Annotated in this window: 10 protein-coding genes and 1 tRNA gene; 4 read left to right on the top strand and 7 right to left on the bottom strand. The window is 33.5% G+C overall.

Going from position 1 to position 12,158, the window contains the following annotated elements:
• Positions 1–57: 57 nt before the first annotated feature.
• Entirely contained in the window at positions 58–1,020 is a 963-nt protein-coding gene (locus H3U97_RS03545; protein ID WP_198198160.1) for an FAD:protein FMN transferase, read from the bottom strand.
• A gap of 18 nt (positions 1,021–1,038) precedes the next feature.
• Positions 1,039–3,807: a flavocytochrome c gene (locus H3U97_RS03540; protein WP_198198158.1), complete on the bottom strand. Its 2,769-nt coding sequence runs from the start codon at positions 3,805–3,807 to the stop codon at positions 1,039–1,041.
• Positions 3,808–4,332: 525 nt separating this feature from the next.
• Here H3U97_RS03540 and H3U97_RS03535 point away from each other — a divergent pair.
• Positions 4,333–5,385 carry a hypothetical protein gene (locus H3U97_RS03535; RefSeq protein WP_198198156.1) on the top strand — a complete coding sequence of 351 codons (1,053 nt, stop codon included), beginning with the start codon at positions 4,333–4,335 and terminating at the stop codon, positions 5,383–5,385.
• Positions 5,386–5,472: 87 nt separating this feature from the next.
• On the opposite strand, the gene H3U97_RS03530 is transcribed toward H3U97_RS03535, so the two are convergent.
• From H3U97_RS03530 to dnaQ, 3 genes are all read right to left on the bottom strand, one after another.
• Positions 5,473–5,835, bottom strand: coding sequence for a YbaN family protein (locus tag H3U97_RS03530; RefSeq protein WP_198198154.1), 363 nt, complete (start codon positions 5,833–5,835; stop codon positions 5,473–5,475).
• Positions 5,836–6,131: 296 nt separating this feature from the next.
• Positions 6,132–6,208: transfer RNA gene (locus H3U97_RS03525), tRNA-Asp, on the bottom strand.
• Positions 6,209–6,321: 113 nt separating this feature from the next.
• Positions 6,322–7,056, bottom strand: a complete 735-nt coding sequence (dnaQ, locus tag H3U97_RS03520; protein ID WP_034903680.1) for a DNA polymerase III subunit epsilon — start codon at positions 7,054–7,056, stop codon at positions 6,322–6,324.
• 195 nt (positions 7,057–7,251) lie between these two features.
• On the opposite strand from dnaQ, the gene rnhA reads away from it, so the two are divergent.
• From rnhA to H3U97_RS03505, 3 genes are read left to right on the top strand one after another with little or no spacing between them, the layout of a single operon-like run.
• Positions 7,252–7,725, top strand: a complete 474-nt coding sequence (gene rnhA / locus H3U97_RS03515; protein ID WP_065651259.1) for a ribonuclease HI — start codon at positions 7,252–7,254, stop codon at positions 7,723–7,725.
• A gap of 27 nt (positions 7,726–7,752) precedes the next feature.
• A complete protein-coding gene (gloB, locus tag H3U97_RS03510) occupies positions 7,753–8,481 on the top strand; it encodes a hydroxyacylglutathione hydrolase (protein ID WP_198198152.1) in 729 nt (242 codons plus the stop codon).
• Positions 8,482–8,523: 42 nt separating this feature from the next.
• Entirely contained in the window at positions 8,524–9,774 is a 1,251-nt protein-coding gene (locus H3U97_RS03505; RefSeq protein ID WP_034903686.1) for a transglycosylase SLT domain-containing protein, read from the top strand.
• Here H3U97_RS03505 and H3U97_RS03500 read toward each other — a convergent pair.
• Positions 9,761–10,534 (bottom strand): endonuclease/exonuclease/phosphatase family protein, encoded by a 774-nt coding sequence (locus tag H3U97_RS03500; RefSeq protein WP_065612973.1) that lies wholly within the window; start codon positions 10,532–10,534, stop codon positions 9,761–9,763. The genes H3U97_RS03505 and H3U97_RS03500 overlap by 14 nt on opposite strands.
• Before the next feature lies 1 nt (position 10,535).
• Positions 10,536–12,098, bottom strand: coding sequence for a glutamate--cysteine ligase (gene gshA / locus H3U97_RS03495; protein WP_086357197.1), 1,563 nt, complete (start codon positions 12,096–12,098; stop codon positions 10,536–10,538).
• Positions 12,099–12,158 lie beyond the last annotated feature (60 nt).

Below are 12,158 nucleotides of genomic sequence, written 5' to 3'. Positions count from 1 at the left end.
AATCAAATTGATAATGAAATGATATAATTGGTAAAATCTTTATTTTATTCGCAATATCTAGCTTATTTGATATTCTTGGTCGAGCAGTTGAAAAGCAAAATTATCAGGATTGACTATCTTTATTGTTTTATCCTTCAATAAAAATATAGCAGATAAATTTTGCTGACTTTTCAATAATTGTTTAGTCTTTTCAGTACCAAATCCATATAAGATTGTTGAATAAATATCTCCCTCAAGGGATGTATCCGAAATAATGGTTATACTTTCTAATTCATTATCTAAAGGATAACCCGTTTTAGAATCCAAAATATGATGATAAACATGTTGGTTTTCAATAAAGTAACGTTCGTAAATTCCTGATGTAACTACGGATTTATTTTTTACTTTAATAAGACCGACTAACTCATTTTCGATTGAGGAAAAGGGTTTTTTTAACCCAATATGCCAATAACCTTCAGCATCAATGGGTGAATCGCCAGTAGTTAGCACATTACCACCTAAGTTTATTATGGCCTGATAAACATTGTGTTGTTGCAAAACAAGTTTAATCACATCGGCAATATAACCTTTGGCTATTGCCCCCAAATCAATCTCCATGCCAGCCTTTTTTAAAAATACCGAACAAGATTTAGGATCTAATTTAATATCATTAGGATCGATCAAAGATCTCTTTTCAACAATTTGCTCAGGATTGGGGACCTGATGCCCAGAAAAACCGATCTTCCAAAGTTTAACTAATGGGCCAATAGCAACATTAAAGCAACTATTTGGCATTAAACTGACTTTCCAAGCTTGCTCAATAAGCGAATAAACGGCATGACTAACTCTAACCGGATGTTTTCCTGCCGCATTATTGATTGACATAACTTCCGATACCGGTCTATTAACCGTTAATTTATTTTCAAGCTGATTAATGGTATTAAAAACATGTTGTACAACGGTTTCATTAGGCTCAAAAAGCATTAATGATACCGTTGTTCCCATCATAGCTTGAGTATATTCATAGCGTGAATGATGCATTCAAAAATTGCTATTCAGTTATTGATGAATATAATCTGTCGCTTGTTTTCCTGCTTGCATACCAAAAATGATAATATCGGCTACGGCATTACCTCCGATACGATTGGCGCCATGTACACCACCAACAACTTCACCAGCAGCAAATACCCCACTGATGACATTTTTCTCGGTATCAAGAACCTGAGTTTCAGTATTAATTGTTACCCCACCCATAGTATGATGAATACCTGGAGCAATTTTGATCGCATAAAAAGGAGCTTTATCAATTGGATGGCGTAAACCAGTAGTTCGACCAAAATCTTCATCTTGTTTGTTATTAACAAAATGATTATATCGTTCAATGGTTTTATGTAAGGTATTCGCATCAATTGACAATTTTTGCGCTAACTCATCAATTGAATTAGCTTGCACAGTTAGATCTTGCGATACATATTCCTCAACAGACTTATTTTCATCACGAATTTGTTGATCAAATAAAATATACGAATAATGTTCAGGTAACTTAATTATTTCGGCAGATACTTTGTCACGTGTATTTAATTCATTAACAAAACGTTCACCTTTTTGTGATACTAAAATAGCACCACCGCCACGAATTGATTCAGAAATTAAGTAAGATGTAGTCTGCTCAACAGTTGGATGAATTTGAATTTCTTTCATATCCACTGTTCCGGCACCTAATTTTTCTAAAATCATAATACCAGAGCCAGTTGCACCTTTGTGATTGGTGGTGACAAATCCTTTAAGATCTGGACGATATTTTTCAACCATTTTATGATTAGCACTAAAACCGCCGGTAGCAATTATAACTGCTTTAGCTTTTATGGTTTGTATTGAACCGTCTTCTTCAGTCACCTTAACACCAACAACTTTATTATTTTCAGTAATAATTTCAGTAACATTACAATCAAGCATTACTTCAATACCACGTCGGTTAATGTTTTTAACTAAACCACTAATCAAAAAACCGCCGACTGCAGCACCACTCGCTGGACGATGAGTCCGATCAATACTCATACCACCAGTAGTTGTAATACCGCTGAGTTCAATGCCATTATTATCTAACCAATCAATAGCATCAGGGGCATTCTCAACAAAATAGCGTAATAGTTCTGGATTATTTTTGTTTTTGCCACCAATCATGGTTTCTTGATAGAACAGATCTTTACTATCAACAATACCTTTAAGTTTTTGGAATTTGGTTTCCGCAGCATTCATACCTGCAGAAGCTTTATTGGTATTACCGCCAATAACCGACATTTTTTCAATCACAACAACACTAGCACCTAGGTCATGGGCTTGAATTGCTGCAGCAAGACCGGCACCACCACTACCGACAACAACAACATCATAGGCTTTAGCATTTGGATCGCCACCTTCGGCAATAATCGCTTCTTTGTTTGATTGAGCCATTGCCTTAGTAACTGCTTTTTTGAAGGCTTCACTTTGTGATGTAGCTCCAGAAATTGCATCTACATGAGGGCTATTTGATTCAATAATGCGATGCTTAATTTCTGAAAAATTATTTAATACCTCATTATCAAAATTATTGGCATTAACTAATTGCATATCTTTGATGAAATCTTTACCAAGCTCAACATTAATCACAAATTCATAAGACTCATCATTGACTTTTTCTTGATAATTTCCTGGTTTAAACTTTTTAACATTCAAGTTCACATCACGAATTAAACTTTCGACAAGTGAAAAATGCCACAAAGGTTCTGGAATATTAAGTTCTTCTCGTTTGTCACTATTAATGAATAACTCTAATTTTTCACCTTTCATGATGCGATCAGTCCAATCTGGATAAGCAATACACGCTCGGCCAACTGCGACAAAGTCAAATCCATTATCTAATGCGGCTCTAACATCACTTTCATTAACAACGTTGCCCACCCCAACAACCGGGATTTTAGCTAAAGTTTCTGAACGCATTGCTATATATTTATTAATTAATGGTGTTGGATCTTGAGTATCAACTATCGAAGGCCTTAAAATTGCCCCCATGGAAAAGTGAATATAATCTAAGCCTTTCTCCGCAAGCTTTTCAAGTAAATACATTGAATCATCAAAACGAATTCCTGGCTCTTCAACTTCTTCTGGTGAGAAACGGTAACCAACAATAAAGTCTGAATTTGCATACTGTTTGACCATATTATAGGTAATATCTAAAACCGCTAATGGGAATCGAGCTCGATTATCACGACTACCTCCCCATTTATCATTTCGTTGATTTGAATTTGGTGAATAAAATTGTTGAATCAAATAAGTATTAGCACCATGAATTTCCACGCCATCAAAACCAGCTTGAATAGCTCGACGTACTGCTTGACCAAACTTATCAACCATTTGATCAACTTCATCGGCAGTTAATTCTATCGGTGTAGCTGCTCCCAGTCTTGGTGCCGCAATAGCACTTGGACCAACTGGAGTTTGACCACCAATGAGTTTCGGTTCAACCATTCTACCGCCATGATAAACTTGAATAATCGCTTTTGAACCTTTTTCTTTAATAGCTTGAGCTATTTTTGCCAGACCTTCAATTTTATCATCGCTATCAAGACCGATTGCACCAGGGAAAGCTAATCCTTTATTATCGACAAAACCACATTCAACAATAATTGAGCCTATTTCTCCAGCTCTTGCTCGATAATATTCAATTAAATCACTTGTAACCGAGCCTTCATAAAACCCTGAGCAAGTGGTCATAGGTGCCATCATAATGCGATTTTTTAATGCCACTCCATTGGGTAAGGTTACTGATTTGAAAATATCTTTTTTCATTTATTTATACCTAATATTTAATATTAAAATTAAAATTTTGGCGTGCATAATACCATCTCAAATTTCTCTTCTCCACTTACATAAGTTTCATTAGTCAAAAAATATCATTTTTTCGACAGGAAAATATCAAATGTTTTTAGTGGTTTAATTACAAAAATTACAAAATCAAATCAAATGACTACTCATTTCTTATCGAATTTGTTGGCTTATATAACTATTTTAGGTCAGACAGTCTAAAAAAAAACACTATAACTATTTCATTTACTTATATATTTTTATTAATATAGCACTTGAACTTTATTTATATTCAGCTAAAATGCTTAGCAATTTTAGAAAAGAGAATTTGATTATGATTGTGGTTCAAACACACAGACCAATAACAAAAACAAAATTGAATTGTCTTTTTCTTTTAAATATTGATCCTCCTTTATGGAGGATTTTTTATGTCTACAACTTTAACTTTTCAAGTTTATACCAAATTTTAAATCAAAACCACATTAAGAATAGCCATAAACAGGAGATAGCATGAAACCTTTGATCCCTTTTTATAATCCAAGTATAAGTTATGAAGATAACTATACTCAAGGCCCTTTTGGACTTTTTGCTGAATTAGATAAGGCTGAACAGGTCGCAACTAAACCAACAAAATTTTTAAATGTCGATGTTAACCTACCATTTGGTCAGCCAGCAGGTCCGTTACTAAATGCTAATTATATTAAAGCTGCTTTTGCTTATGGATTTGACTTATGTGTTTATAAAACGGTTAGAACCAAGTTTCACAAATGTCATCCATTACCGAATGTTTTATCTGTTCATCCTAATGGCAAGTTATCACCTAACTTAGACACAGTATTGGCTGATACAAATTATAATCAACCTTTATCAATTACCAACTCCTTCGGTGTACCATCTTTTGCACCTGATATTTGGCAACCGGATATGGCTGATGCGGTAAATGCAGCTGGCGCTGGACAATGTGTTATTGGTAGTTTCCAAGGAACTCAAGGTAATGGTGAGATAGAAAAAGATTATGCTTTAGCTGCTAAGTTAGTAAGAGAAACTAATGCACCAATATTAGAAGCTAATTTGAGTTGTCCAAATGAAGGTGCAAGTAAACTACTTTGTTTTGATGTCGATAAAGTAGAACGAATTGTGAATGAAATTAAGAATGCGGTACCAGATCGCCCTCTTATTTTAAAATTAGCTTACTTCCCAGATGATGAACGCATCATATCTCTATTAACTCGAGTCGGAAAAATCATTGACGGATTAAGTACTATTAATACCCTTTCAGCCAAACCGGTAGATGCAAGTGGACATCCGGCATTAGGCGAAAACCGTAAGGAAGGTGGTATATGTGGTGATGCAATCCGTTGGGCTGGTTTAGATATGGTTAGTCGACTTAATAAATATCGTAAACAAATGGATTTAAAATTTGCCATTATTGGTGTTGGTGGTGTTAGTAATAGTGAACATTATCATCAATTTATTCAAAATGGCGCTGATGCGGTAATGAGTGCTACAGGAGCAATGTGGAACCCATTATTAGCTATTGAGATTAAAAAAAGTCTTAAATAGTTATCAATTAACTCGCTTTATTACTAATTAATTGTTACAGGGTAACTTATTTGCCCTGTAATTTTATTCTTACCAAAAACTATATCATCACTTCTTGAGAAAATAATAACCGCCAAAAATAACATGTGCAAAGAAGACTATTGCTAAAATAATCCTAACATGCAAAGAATCAAATAAAATAAATGGAATTAATAAAATGATAAATACCATAGTTAACATTTTTACTAATCCTGTTTTTGAAATCTTTTTCTCGATAATCATTTTTTGTACATAAGTTTGATAATAACGAGTTTGAGTAAAATAGTTATACAGGCGATCAGAACTATTTAACCATAGATATGCAGTAAGCAGATAAAAAGGCACTGTCGGCAAAAGAGGAACAAAAATGCCCACAGTTCCTAATACAAAGGAAAGCCCGCCTAGAAGAATAAATAGCGATTTTTTTAACATATTTAAATCAATTAAAATAAATTTAACTCGTATAAATAATTGTTGAAGATAACATAAATAGAGAAAGTTACAACTTTAGGTTCTCGTCGTGATATCACTTATATTTAAAATCAAAATTGGAACGAAAAAAGGATACAAAAATTAATTTATTGCTATGAAATTTATTTTGTATTTTTTAACAATAAATAGTATTGAATTATAGTTAAGATTGATTAAGAAATATTATAAGTTTTATATAGATGATTTTATGTGAGTGATTTTTAATTAAACTTAAATTAAGTATAACTTTTAAGAATTGGCGGAACGGACGGGGCTCGAACCCGCGACCCCCTGCGTGACAGGCAGGTATTCTAACCAACTGAACTACCGCTCCGCTTTTTAGATTCTTTAATGCAGAACATTAAAGTAGGCGTGATATTAAAGATTATTATTATTTTCGTCAATATAAATTTCAAAAATTATGTTCAATTGAATAGAAAACAATCATTAATGCTCTTTCCAAAGCGCCCCACCACTTTTTTTATCAATTTTTTCTAAAATTGAATCATGCGCAGATAGTTCCGCTTCATTAGCTTTAATTACTGTAAGTGGTATCCCATTACGTTCAATTTTTTTTACAGCATTATTCGTCATTGATGAAGATAAATTATCGTCCGAACTAAATGCCAAAGTAGTTTGTCCCCCGGTCATTGCTAAATAAACTTCAGCAAGTATTTCAGCATCCAGTAAGGCTCCATGTAAAGTACGATGAGAATTATCAATTTGATAACGTTCGCACAATGCATCTAAATTATTACGTTTACCCGGGAAAAGACGGCGAGCCATTGCTAATGTATCTGTAACAATACAGTGATCGGCGGTTTTATAGTCTAACCCACAAAGGCGAAATTCATAGTCCATAAAGCCAACATCAAACGAGGCGTTATGAATAACTAATTCAGCACCATCTATAAATTTAATAAAATCATGTGCAATATTTTTAAAAATCGGTTTGTCTTTAACAAATTCATCACTGATACCATGAACTTTAAAGGCTTCTTCATCAATTAAACGTTCTGGATTGATGTAAACATGAAAATGATTGCCAGTTAATCGTCGATTTAATACCTCAACTGCACCAATCTCAATAATCTTATGACCTTCATAATGATTATTACCGTCTTGATTCATACCTGTAGTTTCTGTATCTAATACAATTTGGCGGGTTGAATGTGTTATCACAATATACTCTTCTTTATCTATAATTGGGAATTTAACAAATTAATGGTATAGTCTAACACCAAAACGTACTGATGTTGATACCTCCACTGTTTTAATCAATGATTGATACAACATTAATATTGGCTTATTAATATTTATATTAAGCTAAAATTTCTTGAAAAATAATCACGTAATAAGTTTATAACTATGTCAAATATACAAAAAAATATTGAAATATTCACTGATGGATCTTGTTTGGGTAACCCTGGACCTGGTGGTTATGCAGCTATTTTAAAATACAAAGAAAATGAAAAAGTATTAGCTCAAGGTTATTTTAACACCACTAATAATCGCATGGAATTGCTTGCTGCCATTGTGGCATTGGAATTACTGAAAGAACCCTGTCAAATTAAGCTTTATTCTGACAGCCAATATTTGCGTAATGGCATTTCGAATTGGATTTATGGTTGGAAAAAAAACGGCTGGAAAACCGCAAAAAAACAACCAGTGAAAAATGTTGATTTATGGCAACGTTTAGATGTATTAGCTAAGTTACATACCATTGAATGGATATGGGTAAAAGGTCATGCGGGCCATATTGAGAACGAACGCTGTGATGAAATTGCCAAAACGCAAGCTGAATCGCCCACCTTACATGATACTATTTTTGAAGCATCATTAACCGATTAATCAGATAAAATAGAAGGTATAATTTCCATGTATCAGTTACATGTTATTCCTGCTCTAAAAGATAATTATATTTGGTTACTTGAAAATGCTAATAAACAGGTGGTTATTATAGATCCAGGTGAGGCTGCTCCAGTGCTAAGTTATATGAAAAAATATCACTTATCACCCCTTGCAATTTTACTCACTCATCACCATATCGATCACACTGGTGGGGTAACTGAGCTAAAAGCAGCTTATCCCGATATTGAAGCTTATGGGCCAAGTGAAATTAATTTGCAGATTAATCATCTCGAAAACATCAATGAATTAGTGATTGGTGATTTTCGATATGAGGTTATTTCAGTACCGGGACATACATTAGGACATTTAGCTTATTATTGTCAGCCATATTTATTTTCTGGAGATACATTGTTTTCCGCTGGTTGTGGTAGAATTTTTGAAGGTGATTATAAGCAAACGCTAAGTTCGCTGAATAAATTAAAGCTGTTACCTGATGATACCCTTATTTGTGCAGGACACGAATATACCTTAACTAATTTAGATTTTGCTCAAATGCTAGTTCCTGAGGATCAAGTTATCCATGAGTATTATGATTTTATTTGCAAAAAGAAAATTACTTTGCCTTCCATTTTAACCAAAGAAAAACAGATCAATTTATTTTTACGTTGTGAGGAAAAAAATTTACAAAATAAATTTAATTGTAACAATGAGTTAGATATGTTTACTTTTTTTAGGAGCCAAAAGGACATTTTTTAGGTATAATACTCAGCTTAAATTAATGTCCTAACTTATAATCTAATGAAAAAATTATTAATATTTACAGTGTTATGTGCTTTTTTAGTCGGGTGTCAAAATCATGGTTCACGATACAACGCTGGCTCAAAAAAATATAATGCTAAATCAATAGTTAATTCTAGCGTTAAAAGTGGTGGTGTTAATTACGCTTCAGTCACGCAAAATCCTTGGCATTATATGTTAAAGCAAATAAACGTTAACGTTCCAAATAATAGCCGTGTTGTTGCCGAACGCGAACGTTTATTACGTAATCCAAAAGGATTTGAAAATATTGCGTTACGATCTGAACCTTATGTGTATTACATCATTAATCAGTTACGAAAAAACAAATTACCGGTTGAATTAGCTTTAATACCGTTAATAGAAAGTGCTTACGACCCTTTAGCCACCTCTCCTGCCCAAGCCGCTGGTTTATGGCAATTTGTACCTGTTACCGCTAAAGAATATGGATTAAAACGTAGCAATAGTTTTGATGGCCGACGAGATCTAATCGCATCAACAGGTTCAGCAATCTCTTTGTTACAAAATCTTAATAATCGATTTAATGGTGATTGGTTATTAACATTAGCTGCCTATAATGCTGGTGAAGGTCGAATTCAAAGAGCTATTGATAAAAATAAAGCTAAAGGTTTATCAACAGATTATTGGTCGTTAGATTTACCGACAGAAACAATGCATTATGTGCCAAAAATATTAGCTATTATCGATATTGTTAAAAATAATAAACGTTATGGTATTAAATTACCTGACTGTAATTATGAAAACTCATTAGTTAGAATCGATATGTCTAAAAATGTATCATTGGCTAAAATAGCGCAATATTCAGAATTATCACTTAGCGATTTAATGACATACAATGCAGGTTATGTACAACAAACAGTAAATGGCCCTTTCCATCTACTGGTACCTTATTCTCATGCAGATAAATTATTTAAAAAGTTAAAAAGTGAAAATTTAGTTGCTAATCAAGTAACTGAACTTTTAGAAGATGTTCCACATAACAATATGCCGTTTGAAATAAAATCTACCACTATTCAATATACCAATACTACAGTAAAAGATACTAAATCAATGTTAAATAGTGGCAAAAAACAGATTACTTATCAAGTTAAAGCGGGTGATAACCTTTATACTATAGCGCAAAATTACCGAGTTAAGATCACCGATCTTTTACAATGGAATAAATTAAAAAATATGCGTGTTAAAGAAGGTGATATATTAACAATTAATTTGGTCAATTCTAATCCAATTTAAATTTAACAAATAATGGATTATGATCTGATGCGGCTGTATTAACTATATTAGCCGCATCAAGCTTCAACCCTCGATAAAAAATAAAATCAAGCGGCCTACCTAAAAACGTTTTTCTTATATCAATCGAGAAATTAACTGGTTTAAGATTTATTGAACGTATCAAATGATAAAGTAGGCTCAACCGTTGCCGACTCCAAGCATTAAAATCTCCCGCTAAAATTACTGGTCCATGATGTTGCTTAATATAATTTAATAACATATAGATTTGTTGGCGGTAAACTTTGACCCCTAGACTAAAATTAATGGCATGAATATTAGCAACTAATAGTTGTAGCGTTGAATTTTTAATTGGATAAAGAGTGATTAATGCTGATTTTGGAACACGGATGAATGGTTCTCTTTCTCTAAAGGAGAAAATTTGCGTTGGTTTTATGTCTGTTATTGTCATAACTCCAGCATAAATATCATTTAAACTATAGGCTGGAACATGATCGGCAATTTTGTTATGCCGAGCAATAAAATTTAATAATTGGGACGTGGTTTGAGCTTCTTGTAATAATATCAACTTAGTTTGATCTGCATATTGCTCAAGGATATTAATACAATCTGCCCTTTTCTGTTTAAAAATATTCCAAACCAAAACCGAAAAAGACTGTTGGTCGATTAACGGTTTGTCATGCATAATTTTATGGTTTGGTAATATTAATTCAACATCACTTTTTCCTTGATATCGTAATGTATAATCGCGATGTTTAAACATTTTAGCTGTTCATTTTTTCTTTTAGATATTCATCAAATGACATAGTGTCATTTTGTTCTATTTTCTTTTGTTTTTCAATTGATAACATTCTTTGTTGATTAAAATCATCTTCAGTTAGAACTGATAAAGGTTCTGAACTTAGTTGTTTTTTATATTGAGTAGCTAAAGCTAAACCAAATTTGGCTGTGCCCAAATCACTAATCGCGGCTAACGTTCTCGCTGATAGTGTCAATTCCGGTTGATCAAACATCAGATCAAGCCGTTCACAAACTTTTCGATATTGTTGTTTGTCGTCTTGATGATCAAGTACATCGGCGACTCGAAGTAAATCTTTGAAAAGTTCATGCCCTACTTTAGCTAACGGTTGTCGATAGCTATCACAGCCTAATCCAATTTCTAATCCTGGTTTACGGCCTTCAATAATCACTCTATTCCAATTTAATTTTGCACATTCTAGCTCTGCACTACTCATTTCAGGAGCAGGAGCTAAAGCACACCAGATTAAAAATAGGTCAATAAATCGAATTTGTTCCTCGGTAATACCAATTGGTGAAAATGGATTAACATCAAGTGCTCGAACTTCTATATATTCTATGCCACCACGTAGTAAAGCATCGGATGGCGATTCCCCTGATCTTGGAACTCGTTTTGGCCGAATTGGTGCGTAAAATTCATTTTCAATTTGTAATACATTATCATTCAACTGTCGATAATGGCCATCAACCTTAATGCCTAATTTGCCAAATTCGGCTGATTTTGTCTTGGTAGCCCGTTTTAAACTCTCAACATAGGTATCTAGATGATTAAAGGTGATCCCTAATTGTTTCTGGGCATTATTGGTATAACCAATATCACTCATTCTTAGTGAGGTAGCATAAGGTAAATAACAGTTACCATTAGTTTGTTCGATGAACGCTTTTGCTTTTTCTGGATCTTGAATAAATGACGAGCACATTGATGGCGATGCACCGAATAGATAAGGGATAACCCAACCAAAACGGTAGTAATTACGAATTAGAGTAAAATACCCTTCCGAAATAACTGCCTTACCTTCTTCACTGTTTTTAACACCATCTCTCGCTTGCCAAAATGCCATAGGTAATGAAAAGTTATAGTGAACACCTGAAATAGTTTGCATCATAGCACCATAACGATTTTTTAAACCTTCACGGTAGACTGTTTTAAGACGACCTTCATTAGATTTACCGTATTGAGCTAAGATAATGTCATCTTCTTTCGCAACGAAACAAGGCATGCTCAGTGGCCACATTAACTCATCGCCAATATTTACACTGGCATAGCGGTGTAAATCTCGTAAAAAAGTTAACATATAATCGATATTGGTATTTACAGGGGTAATAAACTCTAATAAAGATTCAGCAAAGTCAGTCGTGATCCATGGATGAGTTAATGCAGCACCAATTTTTTCAGGAAACGGCGTTTTTGACAACGAACCATCAGGCAAAATCCGTAATGTCTCACGTTCAAGGCCTCTCTGAATGCCTTGTAAAATAGTATAATGTTTTTCTAACCAACTGAGAGCTTTCGAAACATCAGGAACCATAATATTAACTATCCTAAATTCAGTTTATGTTGGCTTAATTTTAACATAGTTTACTGGTTA

It is taken from the genome of Gilliamella sp. W8128 (genome assembly GCF_016100545.1).
Taxonomy (GTDB): domain Bacteria; phylum Pseudomonadota; class Gammaproteobacteria; order Enterobacterales; family Orbaceae; genus Gilliamella; species Gilliamella apis.
This window is presented reverse-complemented; position numbering and strand designations above follow the sequence as displayed.